The sequence below is a fragment of the Halorubrum californiense DSM 19288 genome, from assembly GCF_000336875.1.
Lineage (GTDB): Archaea > Halobacteriota > Halobacteria > Halobacteriales > Haloferacaceae > Halorubrum > Halorubrum californiense.
Genome location: NZ_AOJK01000017.1, coordinates 41,638 through 61,159 on the forward strand (window position 1 = coordinate 41,638; position 19,522 = coordinate 61,159).

Sequence of the window (19,522 nt, forward strand, 5' to 3'; positions counted from 1 at the left end):
CTTCCGAGGCGGTACCCGAGGTTATCCCACGTGAGAGATTCCGGCGGCGGCCCTTCGGCATATTTTGCCGATGTTGCGTCGTCGCTGAGGTCTTTGACCGCCGCAGTCCAGCCTCGTTTGAATGCTTCTTACCGGTCGCTTCCCGGACCGCTCTGTCGAACGTCTCCGAAGGGGGATCGTTGGATCGTCTCCCATACCATCTTTCCGGCGGTCCAATCGAAAAAATCCCGATGGCGATCGCCTCCCTCTCGACCCCGCGCAGCAACAGAGCCATACCGGTCGCGGCCGAACCGCGTCGCGTGCCGAGCGACCGCCTCCGCTGCGTCGAGTGCCGCGAGCCGATCCCGGCCGACGCGCGGATCTGTCCCCACTGTCGTGCGATCCAACCCTCGCCGCTGCTCGACGTCGGGGTCGTCGTCGCCGGCGTGTTCGCGCTGCTGTTCGGCGTCGTCCTCGCGGTGATGACCGTCGGGACGAGCCGCCTCCTCGGGTTTCTCCTGCTCGTCGTCGGCTTCGGGCTCGCCGTCGGCGGGTACACGCGGTATATCGACCGACAGGCGGCGAGCCGAGCGCGGTGAACGCGGCCGCTCTCTCGCGTCGAGCGCTTCCCGTCGCCTCGTCCGCGACAATTTAAGTGCCAGCGCGCGCCACGGTACGGATATGCTCACCCCACTCAACGGCGGCTTGGTCCTCGCGGGGCTCGCGCTCGCGTTCGTCGGCGCGGCGGTCTCCGTCTACGCGGTGACGCTGACGGGCCTGCTCGTCGGCGCCGGCGCCGGCTACCTGTTCGCGCCGAACGTCGTCGGCCTCGTCGCCGTCGACGGGGCGGTCCTCACCGCCGGCGCGGTCGCGGTCGGCGGGCTCCTCGGCGGTTTCCTCGCGTACGCCGGGCTCTCCTTCGCGGTGCTGGGGATCGGCGCCGTCGTCGGCGGCTTCGCCGGGCGGTTCGCGGTCGGCCCCTTCTACGCGGCGGACGCCGCGGGGATCGAGGGGACGGCGCTGCTCATCGGTGCGACGCTCGCGGGCGTCGCGGTCGGCGCGCTGTTCGGCTTCGTCCTTACGCGGACGACGCTCGTGGTCTCGACCGCGCTCATCGGCGCGGCGTTCGCCTCGCGGTCGCTCACGCCGGCGAGCTTCGAGACGGCCGCCGCCGAGACGACGGTCGAACCGCTCCTCTTCGACCTCTCCGCGCCCGCGTTCCTCGCGGTGTTCGTCCTCGGCGCGCTCTCGCAGTTGGGGCTGTTCCGGTTCGGCTACGTGACGAAGCTGGTCGGGCTGCTGCCGGGCGCGCGCCGGTGGACGGCGGACGACGACCGCGACGGCGACGCGGACGCGGCCTGACAACGGCGCGTCGCGCCGTCGCCGCGCCGTCTCGCGGCCTAATCGTACTCGTAGAAGCCGCGCCCGGTCTTCTTCCCGAGGTCGCCCGCCTCGACCTTGCGCTTGAGGAGATAGGCGGGCTTGTAGCGGTCGCCGAGTTCGTCGTGGAGCGTTTCGCTCGCGTCGAGCGCCACGTCGAGGCCGATGTGGTCGGCGAGTTCGAGCGGCCCCATCGGGACGTTCGTGCCGAGCGTCATTCCGCGGTCGATGTCGGCCTTCTCCGCGACGCCCTCGTCGTACGCGCGGATCCCCTCGTTTATCCACGGCATCAGGATGCGATTGGTGACGAAGCCGGGCTTGTCGTCGGCCTCCCACGTCTCCTTGCCGAGGTCCTCGGCGAAGGCGTGCGCGAAGTCGACGACGGCGGGATCGGTGCGCTCGCCCACCACGACCTCGACGCCGTCCATGATCGGGACGGGGTTCATGAAGTGGAGGCCGACCACGTCGCTCGCGCGGTCGGTCGCGCTCGCGATGGTCGTGATAGACAGCGTGGAGGTGTTCGTCGCGAGGACGACGTCGTCGTCGGTGACGCGGTCGAGGTCGTCGAACACGTCGCGTTTCACGTCGAGATCCTCGATCACGGCCTCGATCGCGACGTCGGCGTCCGCGAGGTCGTCGAGGTCGGTCGTGCCCGTGATCCGGTCGCGGATCGCGTCCGGTTCCTCGTCGAGCGCGTCCTTCCCGGCCAGCCGGTCGAGGCTGTCCTCGACGCTGTCGAGGCCGCGCTCGACGTACTCGCGCTCGACGTCGCGCATCACCACGTCGTAGCCCGCGGTCGCCGCGACCTGCGCGATGCCGTTGCCCATCGTCCCGGCGCCGACGACGCCGACGACGTCGACCTCGGTGAGTTCTCGCATGCGCACCGCTGCCGCGCCGCGGGTGGTAAGTATTGCGGAACCCCGGCCCGACTGGATTCTTCGCGAAGAAATTAACAATTAGAGTAGTAACGAGTTTTGAGCCACTATCGCTCGATTTTCCAGCTGAAACGGCGTCCAACTCCGCGTTTCATTTCTTTATTCTCGGTGGGTTCACCGCAGTACTTTTATTCTATGTAACGGAAGGACGAACTGATGCTTCCTCACGCCGCCGACGACATCTCGCGAGACGGCAAGTCGCTCATCCTCGCGTACGACCACGGGATCGAACACGGGCCGGTCGACTTCGAGCCGAACCCGGACACGGCGGACCCGGAACGGATCTTCGAGCTCGCCACCCACGAGGCGGTCACCTCGGTGGCCGTCCAGAAGGGGCTCGCCGAGGCGTACTACCCGGCGTACGAGGACGAGGTAAACCTCCTGTTGAAGCTCAACGGGACTTCGAACCTCTGGCGCGGCGAGCCCGACAGCGCGGTCAACTGTACCGCCGAGTACGCGGCGGAACTGGGTGCCGACGCGATCGGGTTCACCGTCTACGGGGGCTCGAATCACGAGGTCGAGATGGCCGAGGAGTTCCGCGAGGCGCAGGAGGGCGCCCGCGAACACGACATGGGCGTCGTCATGTGGTCGTACCCGCGCGGACAGGGGCTCCGCAACGACGGGAGCCCGGACGTCATCTCGTACGGCGCGCGGCTCGGCTTGGAGCTCGGCGCCGACGTGGTGAAGGTGAAGTACCCCGGCTCCGCCGAGGCGATGGGCCACGCCGTCGAGATGGCCGGCCCCGCGGACGTCGTCATGTCCGGCGGGACGATGCGCGACGACGAAGCGTTCCTCCGGAACGTCTCGAACGCCATCGACGCGGGGGCCACCGGCATCGCCGTCGGCCGAAACGTCTTCCAGCGCGACGAGCCGGAGCGCATCCTCGACGCCTTGGAGGCCGTGATCTTCCAAGAGGTCGACCCGGCCGAGGCGCTGGCCATCGCCGAGAGCGAGGACTGATGACCGACCCGGACCGCGCGACCGACGGCGGCCGTCCCGCCGACCCGACCGTCGACGCCGTGTTCGACGCAGTCGCGGCGACGGCCCCCGAGATCCGCGCCGCGCTCCCCGGCCGCCGCGTCGAGAGCGGGACGGAGAACGAGTCCGGCGAGAGCGTCATGGCCGGCGACCTCTACGCCGACGAACTGCTCGGCGACGCGATCACTGCGGTCGACGGCGTCGGCTCGTTCGTCAGCGAGGAGCGCGAGACGGCGGTCGACGCGGGCGGCGCGGTCGGGAGCGGCGCGGACGAGGCGTACGCCGTCGCGATCGACCCCCTCGACGGCTCCTCGAACCTCCGGTCGAACAACGCGATGGGGACCGTCGTCGGCGTCTACGACGCGCCGCTGCCCGCGAGCGGCCGCGACCTTGTCGCCGCCGGCTACGTCCTCTACGGCCCGATCACGACGATGGTCGTCGCCGACGAGACGGGCGTCCGTGAGGAGGTGGTCACCGCCGACGGCGACGGCGTCGACAGGTCCGTCGTCGAAGCGGACTTGACGCTGCCCGAGACCCCGACCGTCTACGGATTCGGGGGGCGCGTCCCCGACTGGCCCGCCGACTTCCGGGCGTACGCCCGATCGATCGAAGACGAACTGAAGCTCCGCTACGGCGGCGCGATGGTCGGCGACGTGAACCAAGTGCTCACCTACGGCGGCGTGTTCGCCTATCCCGCGCTCCGGAGCGCGCCGGAGGGGAAACTCCGGCTCCAGTTCGAGGCGAACCCGATCGCCTACATCGTCGAGCGCGCGGGCGGCGCCTCCTCGGACGGCGCCGGCTCGATCCTCGACGTCGAGCCCGAGGCGGTCCACCAGCGCACGCCGGTGTACGTCGGCAACGAGGGGCTCATCGAGCGGCTGGAAGCGGCGGTCGACGCGGACTGAGGGGTCGAACGCGGCCGGGGTCTAGGGTGGGGATTGCCAACCGAACCCGGTCGCGGCTCGGGACGGGAATCGCTCGCCGATTCCTCCCGCGAACGCCGATCCCGCATAGAAAACTGTTTAGGACTCTCCGCAAATCTTGCGTCCATGAAAGTCCACGTCGGCGCGGCAGCGACGCCCGAGGAGGCCGAAGCGATCGCGAAGTCGCTCGCCGAGCACCTCGGTGTCGACGTCGATGTCCACGTCGGCGACGCGGAGACGCCGGCCGCCAGCGCCGAACCGTCCGAACCGAGCTACCCGCTCGACGACGACCTCGGCCCCACCGACCGCGAGCGCGACCTGCGCGCCGAGATAGCCGACATCCGCGAGGGCGGGCCGGAGAAGTACCGCGATCGGCTCGAAGGACAGGGGAAGCTGTTCGTCCGCGACCGCCTCGACCTCTGGTTCGGCGGCGAGGGCGGGACGAGGGGAACGGGCGACGCGGACGCGGCCGGCGGCGACCCCGCGGGCGTGACGTTCGAGGACGGGAAGTTCGCCGCGTTCGACGACTGGCACCCCGATGCGCCCGCCGACGAGGACGGGGAAGAGAACGAGCGCGGCGGCGACCGCCTCCCCGGCGACGGCCTGCTGACGGGCGCGGCCGAGTTCGAGGGTCGCGACGTCCACTTCATGGCCAACGACTTCACCGTGAAGGCGGGGTCGATGGCGTCGAAGGGCGTCGAGAAGTTCCTCCGGATGCAACAGCGCGCGCTGAAGACGGGGAACCCCGTCCTCTACCTGATGGACTCCTCCGGCGGCCGGATCGACCAGCAGACCGGCTTCTTCGCCAACCGCGAGGGGATCGGGAAGTACTACTACAACCACTCGATGCTCTCCGGGGCGGTGCCGCAGATCTGCGTCCTCTACGGCCCCTGTATCGCCGGCGCCGCCTACACGCCCGTCTTCGCCGACTTCACCGTGATGGTCGAGGACATGTCCGCGATGGCGATCGCCTCCCCCCGGATGGTCGAGATGGTCACCGGCGAGCAGATCGATCTGGAGGAGCTCGGCGGCCCGCGCGTCCACGCCGAGGAGTCCGGCTCCGCGGACCTGATCGCCCGCGACGAGGAACACGCCCGGGAGCTGGTGGCGGACCTGATCGGCTACCTCCCCGACCGGGCCGGCGAGAAGCCCCCGCGGCGCGAGACGAAGCCGCCGAAGTTCTCGCCCGACGGGATCGACGAACTGATCCCCGAGTCGCCGAACCGCCCGTACGACGCCCACGACCTGATCGACCGGATCGCCGACGCCGAGTCGGTGTTCGAGCTGAAAGAGGGGTACGGCCCGGAGATCGTCACGGCGTTCTGCCGGATCGACGGGCGCCCGGTCGGCGTCGTCGCGAACCAGCCGACGGAGCGGTCGGGCGCCATCTTCCCGGACGCCGCCGAGAAGGCCGCGGAGTTCATCTGGACCTGCGACGCCTACGAGATCCCCCTGCTGTACCTCTGTGACACCCCCGGCTTCATGGCCGGCTCGCAGGTGGAGAAGGACGCCATCTTGGAGAAGGGGAAGAAGATGATCTACGCCACCTCCTCGGCGACGGTGCCGAAACAGACCGTCGTCGTCCGGAAGGCGTACGGCGCGGGCATCTACGCGATGGGCGGCCCGGCGTACGACCCCGAGAGCGTCATCGGTCTCCCCTCGGGCGAGATCGGTATCATGGGACCCGAGGCCGCGATCAACGCGGTGTACGCCCGGAAGCTCGCCGAGATCGACGACCCCGAGGAGCGCGCGGCCGAGGAGGAGCGCCTGCGCGAGGAGTACCGCGAGGGGATCGATGTCCACCGGATGGCCAGCGAGGTGGTCATCGACGAGATAATCCCGCCCTCGGACCTCCGCGCCGAGCTCGCCGCCCGGTTCGACTTCTACGAGGATGTCCAGAAGGACCTGCCGGACAAGAAGCACGGGACGGTCCTGTAGCCGGGCAAACCCGGTCCGACCCGGCCCGACCTACAGCGCCGCGACGAGGTCGGCGCCGACGAGTCCGACGGCGCTCTCGACCCCGAGCGCGACGGCCAGCCCGATCGCGAGCAGCGCGCCCGCGTAGGCGGCCGACCCGAGCAGCGACGCGGCGGCGAACCGCGGGGCGGACACCGACGAGGCGCTCGCGCTGGGGAGCGCGAGCCACCCGCGCGTCCCGGGGACGGCGTTCGAGGCGGCGACCGCCGGGAGTCCCCACCGGTCGAGCCAGCGGGCCGCGCCGTCGATCCGGGCCTCGCCGACCGGGACGAGCGGGAGCGACGTCGGGTCCGCGTCGAACCGGCGAACGGCCGCGAAGACGGCGGACTGCCCGACCGTCGCGCCGGCCACCGCCGCGACGAACACCGGGGCCACCGCCGCCGCCTCGACGCCCGCGGCGACGACCGCCGCGACGAACAGCGTCCGCGCCGGCAGCACCTTCCCGACGAGGGCGCCTTCGAGGGCGAAGACGACGAAGACCGCCGCGGCGCCGTAGGTGCCGACGAGGACGAGCGCCGTCTCCGCGTGGGCGCCGATCACGGGTCATCTCCGCGCCCAGTGCGTATAACTCCCCTGAGACGCCTGTTCACACCCGTCAGGGTGCGGTTTTACCCCCACCGATCGGGCGACGCGGCGCTCGTCGCGTGGCTATTTATCGCTCAAACCCCTCGTCGATCCCATGATCGGCGCCGGCGACACGGCACCCGACTTCATCGCGCCCGCAGTTAGAGACGGGGAGGCGACCGAACTGGAACTGTTCCGGCTCGTGGAGGCGCACGACGCCGTCGTCTGCTGTCTCGCGCCCGCGGCGTTCGTGCCCGCGTGTACGGCCGAGTTCGCCGCGGTCCGCGACGCCGGGTGGCACGACCGCGACGACCTCGCCGTCGTCGCGCTCACCGGCGACTCGCTGTACGCCGGGTTCGCGTACGCCGACCGGTTCGCCCTCCCGTTCCCGGTCGTCGCCGACTTCCACGGCGGCGTCGCCGAGTCGTACGACCTGCTGGCCGACTCGTGGGAGGGCCACTCCGATATCCCGCGGCGCGCGACGGTCGTGATCGACGGCGACTGGACGGTCCGATTCGCCGAGGCGACCGACGACCCGCTCGACCGCGCCGATCCGGCTCCGGTTCAACGCGCGACCGAGACCCTCCGAGAGATCGGCGTCGACGTCGACCGCCCGCGGGTGGCGTACGACGGGCCGTGGGAGCGGTGACGCCGTCGAGGCCGTCGACCCGATCGGTTTCCCCAGCCGGCAGCTCGCCCGACTGCGTCGCCGTGGTTCCACCCAACCGCGTCGCCGTGGTTATTTGACCCGCGCGCGCCGAGGGATCGGCATGGAAGCCGCCCTCGCGGAGTACCTCGACGAGTTCACGCGCCGGGACTGGGAGACGCTCGACCCCGACGCCGTCGCCGACCCCGTCCGAGTCGCGGTCGTCGGCCTCGGCTGGTTCGCCCGCGAGTGGGCGCTGCCCGGTATCGCGCGGTCGGCGTACACCGAGGCGACCGTCGTCAGCGACGTCGACGCCGCCGCGGTCGAATCGGTCGCCGCCGAGCGCGACCTGACGAGCGTCACGCCCGAGGAACTCCGCTCGGGGGCCGCCGCGGACGAGTACGACGCCGTCTACGTCGCGACGCCGAACGCGACCCACCTGGAGTACGTCGAGGCCGCCGCGACGCAGGGGAAGGCGGTCCTCTGCGAGAAGCCGCTGGAGGTGACGCCGGAGCGCGCGCGGAAGCTGGTGGCAGCCTGTGACGACGCCGACGTGCCGCTGATGGTCGGCTACCGGATGCAGACCGACCCCGCGGTCCGGCGGCTCCGCGACCTGCTCGACGCGGGCGTCGCCGGCGAGGTGACTCACGTCCACGCGACGATGTCGCAGACGATGCTCGGCGAACTCGGCAGCGACACGGACCAGTGGCGGCTCGACCCGGCGCTGTCCGGCGGCTGCGCGGTCATGGACTTGGGCGTCTACCCGCTCAACACGACGCGGTTCGCCCTCCGCGAAGACCCGGTCCGCGTCTCCGGTCGGACTCGGTCTGAACACGAGGCGTTCGCCGATGTCGACGAGCACGCCACGTTCCGGCTGGCGTTCCCGGGCGACGTCGACGCGCTGTGTACGGTGAGTCAGAACGCCCAGCACGCGAGCCGGCTGGAGGTCACCGGGACGGACGCGAGACTCATGCTTGACCCGGCGTTCTACGAGCGGGAGGACCGCGGGTTTGCGGTCGTCCGCGACGGCACGCGGGTCGACGTCGATTTCGACCAGGTCCACCAGATCGAAGAGGAGTTCGCGTACTTCGGCCACCACCTGCTGGCGGGCGAGCCGTTCCACCCGGACGGCGAGCACGCGCTCACGGACATGCGCGCGCTCGCCGGCGTCTACGAGTCGGCCGAGACCGGGCGACCGGTCGAACTCGGCGACGACTGAGTCGCGGCCTGCGAGGCAGGGCCCGCGGCCGCCGACCTACTGCTCGATCCCGTACACGTCGCTCGTCCAGTCGCGGGCCGGGGTGTCGTACACCGGGGCGTCGCGGTCGCGCTCGTTGAGGCGCCGCCGGTCGGCGTCGTCGAGTTCCCAGCCGAGATCGGCGTTGGCCCGGACGTGGTCCGGGGTCGACGAGCGCGGGAGCGGGACGACGCCGTTGTCGATCCCCCACCGGACGACGACCTGCGCCGGGTGCTTGTCGTACTTCTCGGCCAGCTCGGCGACGACCTCGTCGCCGAACACGTCCGTCCGCGCGAGCGGCGCCGCGGCCTCGACCACGGTGTCGGTCTCGCGGCAGTAGTCGACGAGGTCCGGCCGCTGGAACCACGGGTGGAACTCGATCTGGTTGACCGCGATCGGCACGTCCGAAATGTGATGCGCGCAGCTCAGCTGGTACGCGCTGAAGTTCGAGACGCCGACGTCGCGGACGAGCCCCCGCTCGCGTAGCTCCGCCATCGCCCGGAGCGTCTCGCGCAGGGAGATGGCGGGGTTCGGCCAGTGGATCAGGTAGAGGTCGAGGTAGTCGGTGCCGAGTCGGTCGAGCGAGGCCTCGCACGATTCGATCACCGACTCGTAGTTGAGGTTCTTCGCGAGCACCTTCGAGGTGAGGAAGACGTCGTCGCGGTCGACGTCGCTCGCCGCGAGCGCCTCCCCGACGGCCGCCTCGTTGTGGTACCCCTCGGCCGTGTCGATATGGCCGTAGCCGGCGTCGAGCGCCGCGCGCACGCTGTCGGCGGTCTCGTCGTCGTCGAGGTCGTACGTGCCCAGTCCGAGCGCCGGCAGCTCGGCGCCGCTCGGGAGCGTCTCCGTTGGTACGGTCACGCGAGGGGGTTCGCCGGATCGCCGATTGAAACTACCGGTCGGGGAACCGTGTGCGGTGGCGCGCGCCTGCGAGCGGCCGCCCTCGGCGGCCGCGAGACAGCGCGTGCGAGGGAGTCGCTGGCCCCGGAGCGAAGCGGAGGGTGCCAGCGACGAGGCTGGGGAGGCGTGAGGTGCTATGCCGCGAGCAAACCCGTGTTCCGCGGTGACTGCGACCGACACGAACCACTCTCTGGGTCGACTCACGACGTTAGGAACCGCACCGGCCGAGACTCCCGCGAGCAGCAAGGGACCTTCGGTCCCTCTGGCAGCCGGCGCTTCGCGCCGGCAACGCAGCGAGCGGGAGTCAGGCCGGTGGATCTTCGAGCGCAGCGAGAAGATGTACCGGCCGAGATTTGAACTCAGAATCAGACGTGCTCGCTCACGGCTCGCTCCGCTCGCCGTTTGCTGCGCGCGACTGATAGCGTTCAAATCTCTCTCGTGATTTTACTCACTTCGTTCGCAAGTCCGCTGAGCGGAGCGAAGCGGACGCTGACTGACGCAGTCAGTCAGAAAATGCACCGGCCGAGATTTGAACTCGGGTTGCAACCATGGCAAGGTTGCGTGATACCACTACACTACCGGTGCGTGCTTCGCATCCGATCGTAGCCCGGGTCGGAGATATAAGGGTTCCGAAGGACGGTCGGCGGAAGGGTCATCGGTGCCGCGGCCTCACCTGTGAACCATGACGGACGGCCCCGACCGGATCGACAGACGCACCGCCCTCCGCGCGGCCGGCGGCCTCGCCGGCGCGACCGCCCTGCCCGCGCTTTCTGGCTGCCTCGGCGACTCCGGCGGCGACGGGAATCCAGCGGGCGACAGATCCGACGGCGACGACGCCCCGCCGGACGACGGCGACGACGTGGACTACGCCGTCGAGACCGTTGCCGAGGGGTTCGAGAACCCGTGGGGGCTCGCCTTCTTGCCCGGCGACGGTCGCCTGCTCGTCACCGAGCGCTCGGGACGGCTCTCGCTCGTCGACCCCACGGACGGGGCGGTTGAGGGGGTCTCGGGCGCGCCGGAAGTGTTCGCCGAAGGGCAGGGCGGCCTGCTCGACGTCGCGGTCCCCCCCGACTATCCCGACGACCCGCGCGTCTACCTCACGTACGCGGCGGCCAACGATGCGGGTGAGGCGACGACGCACGTCGGGGCCGGGCGGCTCTCGCTCGACGGCGGCGACGGGCCGGCGCTGGCGGGGTTCGAGCCGATCCGCGTCGCCAAGCCGTTCCGCGGCGGCTCGAATCACTTCGGATCCCGCGCGACGTTCGGCCCCGAGGGGTCGCTGTACGTCACGGTCGGCGACCGGCGTGACAAGAACTTCGGGCCCGACCACGTCTCGCAGGACCGCTCGAACGAGCTGGGCGCGACGCTGCGGCTGACGCCCGACGGCGACGCCCACCCGGACAACCCCTTCGTCGACGACCCGGACGCCGCGGACGCGCTGTACAGCTACGGGCACCGGAACCCGCAGGCGATGGCGGTGCGCCCCGAGACGGGCCGGATCTGGCAGTGCGAACACGGCGAGGAGGACGGCGACGAGATCAACGTCGTCGAGCGCCGCGGGAACTACGGCTGGCCGGTCGCCAGCGAGGCGTGCCGCTACGGGACCGACGACCCCCTCGCGCCGGCCCACGACGAGCGCGACGGCGTGATCGCGCCCGTCCACTACTGGCCGTGCGGCTCCGGCGGGTTCCCGCCGAGCGGCGCGGTCTTCTACGACGGCGACGCGTTCCCCGAGTGGAAAGGGGACCTCTTTGCGGGCACTCTCGCCGCGCAGTACCTCGGGCGGTTCACGGTCGAGGGCGACGGGCTCGACGCGACCGTGACCGAGCGCGACCCGCTGCTCGACGACCGATCGTGGCGCATGCGGGCGGTCGTGGTCGAACCGGACACCGGCCACCTCTACGTCGCGGTCGACGACGGCGACGCGCCGGTCGCGCGGATCGTTCCCGAGTGACCGTCGCCGTTCGGGTCGTTTCGGGATGACGGCGGTCGCCCGAGCGCTCCCGCCGCGCCCCCGTTCACCGCGGTGATAGTTCTCACGATCTGGTGGGCGGAATTCCCCCGCAGACCCCGTGTGAACGCGGCACAGCCGGAGATCCGGACCGCTATCCTTTTAGGGTGCCGTCCGGAATCGAGGGTTACAGTCTCGCCACGATGCGTACCGAAGACGGACTCACGATATGCGTTCCGTCTTCGCTCGTCCGGGAAGCCGAGGACGACCGCGAGGCGACTCGCAAACTCGGCTACGTCGCCCGTGCGGCGGCGGTGTTCCGGGCGGATCGGCTCGTGGTCTTCCCCGACCGGGAAGGCGACGGGCGACGGGGCGGGGAGTACGTCCGCACCGTGCTGGGGTACGCCGCGACGCCGCCGGAGCTCCGAAAGGACCTCTGGGGGCAGCGCGACGAACTCCGGTACGTCGGTGTACTCCCCCCGCTCCGCGTGCCGTGGCGGACCGGCTCGACCCCTAACGGGGAAGAGTCGAAAACACAGGGACTCGTGACCGAGGTCGGACCTGAAGGCCGCGTCCGGGTCAATTCCCCGCTGCGGGAACACCCGATCTCCCTGCTCGTTCCCTCCGGAATGGAGGTCGAGCAGGGGGAGCGCGTCACCATCAGGGTCTCTTCGAGAGAACCGGTCCGCGCCCGCATCGCCGGGAAGCCCGAGGAGGGGTTCCAGGTCGTGGCCGCGGACCTGTCGGAAGCGCTCGCCGGCGACGGACTGGCCGTCGCGACGTCGCGACACGGAGAATCGCTCTCCGTCTCGCGGCTCGGCGACCTCGTCTCGGACGCCCGCGAGGCCGGCGGTTACACCGTCGCCTTCGGGGCGCCCGAGCGGGGGCTTCCGGAGATGCTCGGGCTTTCGCCCGACCGCATTCGGGCGGCCGTCGCCGACGGCCGCTCGGTCGAACCCGATCCGGGGTTCGACCTCTGGCTGAACACGATCCCGGCACAGGCGAGCGAGGTCGTCCGGACGGAGGAGGCTCTGTTCGCGACCCTCGGCTCGCTCACACTCACGGAGTAAACACATGCCACAACCAAGCCGACCACGAAAAGGCTCGCTGGGCTACGGCCCGCGCACCCGCGCAGACAGCGAGGTGCCGCGCATCCGTTCGTGGCCAGAAGACGATGGGGCCCCTGCGCTACAGGGATTCGCCGGCTACAAGGCCGGGATGACCCACGTCATGATGGTCAACGACGAGGCGAACTCGCCGCGTGAAGGGATGGAAGAAGCCGTCCCCGTCACCGTCGTCGAGACGCCGCAGATGTACGCCGTCGCCGTGCGCGCCTACGAGAACACGCCGTACGGACAGAAGCCGGTCGAAGAGGTCTGGGCGACCGAGTTCCACGAGGAGCTCGACCGCGCGCTCGACCTCCCGGCCGAGGAAACATTCGAGGAGGACGCCGACGAACTTCGCGCGCTGCTCGACGACGACGTCGTCGACGACGTGCGCGTCATCACGCACACGGCCCCCTCGGACCTCTCGAACGTCCCCAAGAAGAAGCCCGACGTCATGGAGACGCGCGTCGGCGGCGGATCCCTCGAGGAGCGCGCCGACTTCGCGCTCGACCTCGTCGCTGAAGGCGGCGCCCACGAGTTCGGCGACGTCTTCCGCGCGGGGCAGTACACCGACGTCTCCGGCATCACGAAGGGGAAGGGGACGCAGGGTCCCGTCAAGCGCTGGGGCGTTCAGAAGCGGAAGGGCAAACACGCCCGCCAGGGATGGCGGCGTCGGATCGGCAACCTCGGTCCGTGGAACCCCTCCCGCGTCCGCTCCACCGTGCCCCAGCAGGGGCAGACCGGCTACCACCAGCGCACCGAGCTCAACAAGCGCCTCATCGACTTCGGCGAGGGCGACGACGCCTCCGTCGACGGCGGCTTCGTCAACTACGGCGAGGTCGACGGCGAGTACGCGCTCATCAAGGGCTCGCTGCCGGGACCGGACCAGCGCCTGCTGCGACTCCGCCCGGCCATCCGGCCGAACGACCAGCCGCGCCTCGACCCCGAGGTCCGGTACGTTTCCACCGAATCCAACCAGGGATAACCAATGAACGCAACAGTACACAACCTGGACGGCGACGAGGCGGGCAGCGTCGAGCTGCCGGCCGTCTTCGACACCGCGTTCCGACCGGACCTCATCGGTCGCGCGGTCGGCGCCGCTCAGGCCAACCGAAAGCAGGCCTACGGGGCAGACGAGTTCGCCGGGCTGCGGACGCCCGCCGAGTCGTTCGGCTCCGGCCGCGGGCTCGCGCACGTGCCGCGTTCCGAGAACGTCGCCCGTCGCGTCCCGCACGCCGTGTCGGGCCGCGCCGCGCACCCGCCGAAGGCCGAGAAGGACCAGACGAAGAAACTGAACAACAAGGAGCGACAGTTCGCGATCCGGTCGGCCATCGCGGCCACGACCGACGCCGAACTCGTCGCCGAGCGCGGCCACGCGTTCGACGATGACCTCGACCTCCCGCTCGTCGTGAGCGACGAGTTCGAGGACCTCCAGAAGACGCAGGAGGCACTCGGTGTGCTCGAAGCCGTCGGCGTCGACGCCGACATCGCGCGCGCCGAGGAGGGCCGCTCCGTCCGCGCCGGACAGGGGAAGGCCCGCGGCCGAAAGTACCGCCAGCCCAAGTCCGTCCTCGTCGTCACCAGCGAGGAGCCGTCCCGCGCCGCCCGCAACCTCGCGGGCGTCGACGTCGCGACCGCCGACGAGGTCAACGCGGAGGACCTCGCGCCGGGCGCGCATCCGGGCCGACTCACGCTGTGGACCGAAAGCGCCGTCGAGGAGGTGGCGGACCGATGAACTCGATCATCGAGCATCCGATCGTCACCGAGCAGGCGATGAACGAGATGGACTTCAACAACAAGCTGCTGTTCCTCGTCGACGTGGACGCGACCAAACCGGAGATCGAATCCGAGGTCGCCGAGCGCTACGACGTGGGCGTCGACAACGTCAACACGCAGGTGACGCCGCAGGGCGAGAAGAAGGCGATCGTCACCCTGTCCGCGGACGACGACGCGACCGAAATCGCCTCGCGCATCGGGGTGTTCTGAGATGGGACGACGAATCCAAGGACAACGGCGCGGACGCGGCGGCCCGACGTTCCGGGCCCCCTCCCACCGTTACAAGGCGGAACTGTCGCACAAGAAGCTCGAAGACGTGGACACGATCACCGGCGAGATCGTCGGGATCGAACACGACCCTGCCCGCTCGGCTCCCCTCGCGGAAGTCGAGTTCGAGGACGACGACCGTCGGCTCGTGCTCGCGCCGGAAGGCGTGCGCGTGGGCGAGACGATCCAGGTCGGCGTCTCGGCGGAGATCAAGCCGGGCAACACGCTCCCGCTGGCGGAGATCCCCGAGGGCGTCCCGGTGTGTAACGTCGAGAGCAACCGCGGGGACGGCGGGAAGTTCGCGCGCGCCTCCGGCGTGTCGGCGACGCTGCTTACCCACGACCGCGACGTCGCGGTCGTCCAGCTCCCCAGCGGCGAAGTGAAGCGGCTCGACCCGCAGTGCCGCGCCACGATCGGCGTGGTCGCGGGCGGCGGCCGGACGGAGAAACCCTTCGTCAAGGCCGGCAACAAGCACCACAAGATGAAGGCGCGCGGCACCAAATACCCGCGCGTCCGCGGCGTCGCGATGAACGCCGTCGACCACCCCTTCGGTGGCGGTGGTCGCCAACACCCCGGCCAGCCGAAGTCCGTCTCGCGGGACGCCCCGCCGGGACGCAAGGTCGGTGACATCGCATCCAAGCGCACCGGACGAGGTGGCAACAAATGAGTTCAGACTACCGAACCGGCCGCGAGGGCAAGGAGTTCGCCTACCGCGGTCACTCGCTCGACGAGCTGCAGGAGATGGACGTAGACGAGGTCGCGGAACTGCTCCCCGCACGCCAGCGGCGAAGCATCGTTCGCGGACTCGGCACCGAACAGCAGAAGCTGCTGGAGACGGTGCGGAGCCGCGACAAGGAGACGACGGCGGACGACCCGATCCGGACGCACCTGCGCGACATGCCGGTCCTGCCGGAGTTCGTCGGCGTCACCTTCTCCGTGTACAACGGACACAGCTTCGAGCGCGTTCAGGTCGAGCCCGAGATGATCGGGCACTACCTCGGCGAGTTCCACCTCACGCGAAGCACCGTCGAACACGGTCAGGCCGGCATCGGCGCGACCCGGTCCTCGAAGTTCGTGCCCCTCAAGTAACCCATGGGAATCAACTACAGCGTCGAGGCCGACCCGGAGACCACCGCCAAGGGGATGCTCCGCGACCGGCCCATCAGCGTGAAGGACAGCAAGGAGATCTCCCGCGAGATCAAAGGCGAGACGGTCGCCGACGCGGAGGAGTTCCTCCACGAAGTGATCGACGAGGAGACCTCGGTGCCGATGCGCCAGCACAACGCCGGCGCGGGTCACCGCTCCGACATCGACGGCTGGGACGCGGGACGGTACCCCGAGAAGGCCGCCAAGGACTTCCTCAAGCTCTTGGAGAACGTCAAGAACAACGCCGACGAGCAGGGGTTCGACGGCGAGGCGATGGTCATCAAACACGTCGCCCCCCACAAGGTCGGCGAGCGACCCGGCCGGAACCCCCGCGCCGCGGGCGCGACGGAGTGGAACACCACGCTCGCGGACGTCGAACTGATCATCGAGGAGCCGGAGGCTGAGAACTAATGGCAGACGAACACCAATTCATCGAGGACGGCCTTCGCCGTTCCCAGATCAACGAGTTCTTCGCGGACGAGCTCGGCCGCGCCGGCTACGGCGGGATGGACGTCGCCCAGACGCCGATGGGCACGCAGATCGTCCTGAAGGCCGAAAAGCCCGGCATGGTGATCGGGAAGGGCGGGAAAAACATCCGCAAGATCACCACCGAGCTCGAGGAGCGCTTCGACATGGACGACCCGCAGATCGACGTTCAGGAGGTCGACGAGCCCGACCTGAACGCCCAGATCGTCGCGGACCGTCTCGCGAACGCCCTCGAACGCGGCTGGTACTTCCGGAAGGCCGGTCACACGACGATCGACCGCATCATGGACGCGGGCGCGCTGGGCGCCGAGATCGTCCTGTCCGGCAAGGTCACCGGCGCGCGCTCGCGCGTCGAGAAGTTCAACCGCGGCTACATCAAGCACAACGGCGAGCCCGCCGAGGAGGTCGTCGACCACGGCCAGGGCGTCGCCGTCATGAAGCTCGGGACGATCGGCGTCAACGTGAAGATCATCCCGCCGGGCGCGACCCTGCCGGACGACTTCGAGGTCCGCGAGGACGCCGAGGTCCCGGAGGTCGAGCAGGCAGCAGCCGCGGGCGACGACGAGGGCGTCGAGGCCCTCCTCGAAGAGGATCCGGACGAGGTCCCGGACGTGGGCGAAGACGACGACGTCGACGTCCCCGACGAGGACCCGGCCGACGTCATCGACGAGGAGGTCGTCGAGGAAGTCGTCGAGGAGACCCAAGAGACCGCCACCGAGGCGACGGACGTCGCCGCCGAGGAGCCGGTCGACGAGGACGTCGAGGCCGACGAACTCGACGAGCTCGACGAAGAGATCGAGTCCGAGGCGGCCGACCTCGTCGCGGAGATGGAGGCGGCCGACGAGGACGAGGAGGAGGACGAATAATGGCGATCCTCTACACCGACGAGATCCGCGACATGACCGCGGCGGAGCGGCAGGTCGAACTCGAGGAGCTCGAGACCGAGCTGCTCAACTCGAAGGCGCAGCGGGCGGCCGGCGGCATGCCGGAGAGCCCGGGCCGCGTCAACGAGCTGAAGAAGACGATCGCGCGGATCAAGACGATCCAGGCGGAAGAAGGCGACTTCGACGACGAACAGTAAGATGATCTCCCCCGACACCATCGTTCGACACGAGCTCGTCGGCCTCCCGGTTCGGGTGGTCGACGCCGACAGCGACGCCCACGTGGGCGTCGCCGGTCGCGTGCTCGACGAGACGTTCGGCACCCTCGTGGTCCGGACGGGGTCCGGGGACAAACGCGTGCCCAAGTCGGGCGCGACGTTCGAGTTCGGCGTCGTCGAGACGCCGACCGCTCGCACAGATGAAGCCGCCGGCGACGGACAGTCGCCGGGGTCCGCGTCCCAACTCGGGTCGGATACTACGGGGGTCCGCCCCCGTCAGTCTGGCCCGTCCGGGTCCACAAGCGTCGTCACCGGTGACGGCGCGGGTCCGGCGAGCCGACGAGGCGAGTGCAAAGACGCGGTCTACGCGACGGTGGATGGCGATCGGTTGCGATATCGGCCCGCCGAACGCACCGAACGAGGTGCCACACAATGGCGATAGGAATCGACGTACCCACGCCTCCGGAGCCAGACAACCCGGAGGATTACGACTACGAGAAGTGCCCGTTCTACGGGCAGCTCTCCGTCCGCGGCCAGACCCGCGAGGGAACGGTCGTGTCGACGGATATGGCAAAGACCGTCATCGTCGAGCGAGAGTACGACGTGTTCGTACCGAAATACGATCGGTACATGAAGCGTCGCTCGCGCATCCCGGCTCACGTGCCGGGCGTGCTCGACTCGCTCGAAGTCGGTGACGAAGTGACAATCGCGGAGACGCGACCGCTCTCGAAGACGAAGTCCCACGTCGTCGTCGAGATCCGCTCGGGTGATCAGTGATGGAGGCGCTCAAGGCCGACGTCACGCAGGGGCTCTCGAAGGGCTCGCTGATCACGTGCGCCGACAACACCGGCGCCCGTGAGCTGAAGGTCATCTCCGTGTCGGGCTACTCCGGCACGAAGAACCGCCACCCGAAGGCGGGGATCGGCGACAAGGTGACCGTCTCGGTCACGAAAGGGACCCCGGAGATGCGGCGGCAGGTGCTGGAGGCGGTCGTCGTCCGCCAGCGCAAGCCGATCCGCCGTCCGGACGGCACGCGCGTGAAGTTCGAGGACAACGCGGCCGTCATCATCGACGACCTCGAGGAGCCGCGGGGCACGGAGATCAAAGGCCCCGTCGCCCGCGAGGTCGCCGAACGATTCGGGAGCATCGCCTCGACCGCGACGATGATCGTCTAACTATGACGAAACAGCCACGCAAACAGCGAAAACGGTCGGAGACCGCGCCGCTCCACGAGCGGCAGAATCAGGTCCGGGCCACCCTCACCGACGACCTCCGCGAGGAGTACGGACAGCGGAACGTCCGCGTCAACGCCGGCGACACCGTCGAGGTGCTTCGCGGCGACGCGGCCGGCACGGAGGCCGAAGTCGTCTCCGTCGACCTGTCCGCCGAGCGGATCACGGTCGAGGACGTCACCGTCGAGAAGGCGGACGGGGAGGAGGTTCCCCGCCCCATCCCGGCGAGCAACGTCCGGGTGACCGAACTGGATCTCGAGGACGAGCGCCGGGAGGCGCGGCTCCGGGAGGACAACGAATGACGCGACACCAGAAGCGACTGTCAGTACCGAACTCCTGGCCGGTCGAGCGCAAGACGGACACGTTCACGGTGAAGGCGGGCGCGGGCCCGCACGGCGAGGCGGGCGTTCCGCTCGTCGTCCTGCTGCGGGACGTGCTCGGCTACGTCGACTCGACGAAGGAGGCGCGCTACGCGCTGAACAACGACTCGATCCTCGTCAACGGAGACGCCATCTCGGACGAACAGCGTCCGATCGGGATGTTCGACATCCTGGCGTTCCCCGAGCGCGGGGAGTACTTCCGCGTCTTCCCCGACGAGGGCGGTCGGCTCGCGCTGACCCCCGTCGACGAGGACGCCGCGGGCAGCCGGCTCGGGAAGATCACGAACAAGACCGTCGTCCCCGGCGGGGTCGTCCAGCTGACGCTCCACGACGGGACGAACGTCCGCGTCGACGACGACGCGGACTACGAGACGAACGACTCGATCGTCGTCGACAACGAGACGAAGGAGATCGTCGCCCACTTCGAGTACGAGGAGGGCGCCCTGGTCACCGCCGTCGCCGGTCAGCACGCCGGCCAGATCGGCGAGATCGACGACATCGACGTGACGCTCGGCTCCGGAGACAACACCGTGACCGTCGCCAGCGAGGACGGCGGCTAC

25 protein-coding genes and 1 tRNA gene are annotated in these 19,522 nt (G+C 69.8%); 22 read left to right on the plus strand and 4 right to left on the minus strand.

Annotation, left to right across the window (positions count from 1 at the left end; all coding sequences use genetic code 11):
- The first annotated feature begins 299 nt into the window (after positions 1-299).
- Both C463_RS03345 and C463_RS03350 read left to right on the plus strand, forming a co-directional pair.
- The gene (locus C463_RS03345) at positions 300-578 is read left to right on the plus strand and encodes a hypothetical protein (protein ID WP_049905481.1); all 279 of its coding nucleotides are present in this window, start codon (positions 300-302) and stop codon (positions 576-578) included.
- Between the two features lie 82 nt (positions 579-660).
- Complete coding sequence (locus C463_RS03350) at positions 661-1,341, plus strand: hypothetical protein (RefSeq protein ID WP_008441074.1); 681 nt, start codon at positions 661-663, stop codon at positions 1,339-1,341.
- Positions 1,342-1,379: 38 nt separating this feature from the next.
- Here the strand turns inward: C463_RS03350 and C463_RS03355 are convergent, their stop codons facing one another.
- On the minus strand, positions 1,380-2,237 hold the full coding sequence (locus C463_RS03355; protein ID WP_008441075.1) for a 3-hydroxyacyl-CoA dehydrogenase family protein: 858 nt from the start codon (positions 2,235-2,237) through the stop codon (positions 1,380-1,382).
- Positions 2,238-2,450: 213 nt separating this feature from the next.
- Here C463_RS03355 and C463_RS03360 point away from each other — a divergent pair, with 213 nt between their 5' ends.
- From C463_RS03360 to C463_RS03370, 3 genes are all read left to right on the plus strand, one after another.
- A complete protein-coding gene (locus C463_RS03360) occupies positions 2,451-3,254 on the plus strand; it encodes a class I fructose-bisphosphate aldolase (protein ID WP_008441076.1) in 804 nt (267 codons plus the stop codon).
- Positions 3,254-4,177: a class 1 fructose-bisphosphatase gene (locus C463_RS03365; RefSeq protein ID WP_008441077.1), complete on the plus strand. Its 924-nt coding sequence runs from the start codon at positions 3,254-3,256 to the stop codon at positions 4,175-4,177. Before C463_RS03360 ends, C463_RS03365 begins: the two co-directional genes overlap by 1 nt.
- Positions 4,178-4,321: 144 nt before the next feature.
- Positions 4,322-6,133 (plus strand): acyl-CoA carboxylase subunit beta, encoded by a 1,812-nt coding sequence (locus C463_RS03370; protein WP_008441078.1) that lies wholly within the window; start codon positions 4,322-4,324, stop codon positions 6,131-6,133.
- A 30-nt stretch (positions 6,134-6,163) separates the two neighbouring features.
- Here C463_RS03370 and C463_RS03375 read toward each other — a convergent pair whose 3' ends face one another.
- Positions 6,164-6,712, minus strand: coding sequence for a VTT domain-containing protein (locus tag C463_RS03375; RefSeq protein WP_008441080.1), 549 nt, complete (start codon positions 6,710-6,712; stop codon positions 6,164-6,166).
- A gap of 139 nt (positions 6,713-6,851) precedes the next feature.
- On the opposite strand from C463_RS03375, the gene C463_RS03380 reads away from it, so the two are divergent.
- The gene (locus C463_RS03380) at positions 6,852-7,385 is read left to right on the plus strand and encodes a redoxin domain-containing protein (RefSeq protein ID WP_008441083.1); all 534 of its coding nucleotides are present in this window, start codon (positions 6,852-6,854) and stop codon (positions 7,383-7,385) included.
- A gap of 121 nt (positions 7,386-7,506) precedes the next feature.
- Positions 7,507-8,601, plus strand: coding sequence for a D-xylose 1-dehydrogenase Gfo6 (gfo6, locus tag C463_RS03385; RefSeq protein WP_008441084.1), 1,095 nt, complete (start codon positions 7,507-7,509; stop codon positions 8,599-8,601).
- A 36-nt stretch (positions 8,602-8,637) separates the two neighbouring features.
- Here gfo6 and C463_RS03390 read toward each other — a convergent pair whose 3' ends face one another.
- Together C463_RS03390 and C463_RS03395 are read right to left on the minus strand one after the other, a co-directional pair.
- Positions 8,638-9,480: an aldo/keto reductase gene (locus C463_RS03390; protein WP_008441086.1), complete on the minus strand. Its 843-nt coding sequence runs from the start codon at positions 9,478-9,480 to the stop codon at positions 8,638-8,640.
- A gap of 553 nt (positions 9,481-10,033) precedes the next feature.
- A tRNA-Gly gene (locus C463_RS03395) sits at positions 10,034-10,104 on the minus strand.
- Between the two features lie 97 nt (positions 10,105-10,201).
- On the opposite strand from C463_RS03395, the gene C463_RS03400 reads away from it, so the two are divergent.
- The 15 genes from C463_RS03400 to C463_RS03470 form a co-directional block, all read left to right on the plus strand.
- Positions 10,202-11,473 carry a PQQ-dependent sugar dehydrogenase gene (locus C463_RS03400; RefSeq protein ID WP_008441088.1) on the plus strand — a complete coding sequence of 424 codons (1,272 nt, stop codon included), beginning with the start codon at positions 10,202-10,204 and terminating at the stop codon, positions 11,471-11,473.
- Positions 11,474-11,673: 200 nt separating this feature from the next.
- Positions 11,674-12,540 (plus strand): putative RNA uridine N3 methyltransferase, encoded by an 867-nt coding sequence (locus C463_RS03405; RefSeq protein ID WP_008441089.1) that lies wholly within the window; start codon positions 11,674-11,676, stop codon positions 12,538-12,540.
- A 4-nt stretch (positions 12,541-12,544) separates the two neighbouring features.
- On the plus strand, positions 12,545-13,561 hold the full coding sequence (locus C463_RS03410) for a 50S ribosomal protein L3 (protein ID WP_008441092.1): 1,017 nt from the start codon (positions 12,545-12,547) through the stop codon (positions 13,559-13,561).
- A gap of 3 nt (positions 13,562-13,564) precedes the next feature.
- Entirely contained in the window at positions 13,565-14,311 is a 747-nt protein-coding gene (gene rpl4p, locus C463_RS03415; RefSeq protein ID WP_008441094.1) for a 50S ribosomal protein L4, read from the plus strand.
- Positions 14,308-14,562, plus strand: coding sequence for a 50S ribosomal protein L23 (locus tag C463_RS03420; RefSeq protein ID WP_008441096.1), 255 nt, complete (start codon positions 14,308-14,310; stop codon positions 14,560-14,562). The genes rpl4p and C463_RS03420 overlap by 4 nt, the downstream gene beginning before the upstream one ends.
- Before the next feature lies 1 nt (position 14,563).
- On the plus strand, positions 14,564-15,286 hold the full coding sequence (locus tag C463_RS03425) for a 50S ribosomal protein L2 (protein ID WP_049897897.1): 723 nt from the start codon (positions 14,564-14,566) through the stop codon (positions 15,284-15,286).
- Complete coding sequence (locus C463_RS03430) at positions 15,283-15,708, plus strand: 30S ribosomal protein S19 (protein ID WP_008007906.1); 426 nt, start codon at positions 15,283-15,285, stop codon at positions 15,706-15,708. Before C463_RS03425 ends, C463_RS03430 begins: the two co-directional genes overlap by 4 nt.
- A gap of 3 nt (positions 15,709-15,711) precedes the next feature.
- The gene (locus tag C463_RS03435; protein WP_008441097.1) at positions 15,712-16,176 is read left to right on the plus strand and encodes a 50S ribosomal protein L22; all 465 of its coding nucleotides are present in this window, start codon (positions 15,712-15,714) and stop codon (positions 16,174-16,176) included.
- Entirely contained in the window at positions 16,176-17,117 is a 942-nt protein-coding gene (locus C463_RS03440) for a 30S ribosomal protein S3 (protein ID WP_008441098.1), read from the plus strand. Before C463_RS03435 ends, C463_RS03440 begins: the two co-directional genes overlap by 1 nt.
- Positions 17,117-17,332 (plus strand): 50S ribosomal protein L29, encoded by a 216-nt coding sequence (gene rpmC / locus C463_RS03445; RefSeq protein ID WP_008441099.1) that lies wholly within the window; start codon positions 17,117-17,119, stop codon positions 17,330-17,332. The genes C463_RS03440 and rpmC overlap by 1 nt, the downstream gene beginning before the upstream one ends.
- Position 17,333: 1 nt before the next feature.
- A complete protein-coding gene (locus C463_RS03450; protein ID WP_008441100.1) occupies positions 17,334-17,792 on the plus strand; it encodes a ribonuclease P protein component 1 in 459 nt (152 codons plus the stop codon).
- On the plus strand, positions 17,783-18,127 hold the full coding sequence (locus tag C463_RS03455) for a 30S ribosomal protein S17 (RefSeq protein WP_008441101.1): 345 nt from the start codon (positions 17,783-17,785) through the stop codon (positions 18,125-18,127). Before C463_RS03450 ends, C463_RS03455 begins: the two co-directional genes overlap by 10 nt.
- Positions 18,127-18,525: a 50S ribosomal protein L14 gene (locus C463_RS03460; protein ID WP_004597429.1), complete on the plus strand. Its 399-nt coding sequence runs from the start codon at positions 18,127-18,129 to the stop codon at positions 18,523-18,525. The genes C463_RS03455 and C463_RS03460 overlap by 1 nt, the downstream gene beginning before the upstream one ends.
- 2 nt (positions 18,526-18,527) lie before the next feature.
- A complete protein-coding gene (rplX, locus tag C463_RS03465) occupies positions 18,528-18,884 on the plus strand; it encodes a 50S ribosomal protein L24 (protein WP_008441102.1) in 357 nt (118 codons plus the stop codon).
- The coding region (locus tag C463_RS03470; RefSeq protein ID WP_008441103.1) for a 30S ribosomal protein S4e at positions 18,881-19,522 on the plus strand (642 nt) is incomplete at its 3' end. The genes rplX and C463_RS03470, both read left to right, overlap by 4 nt.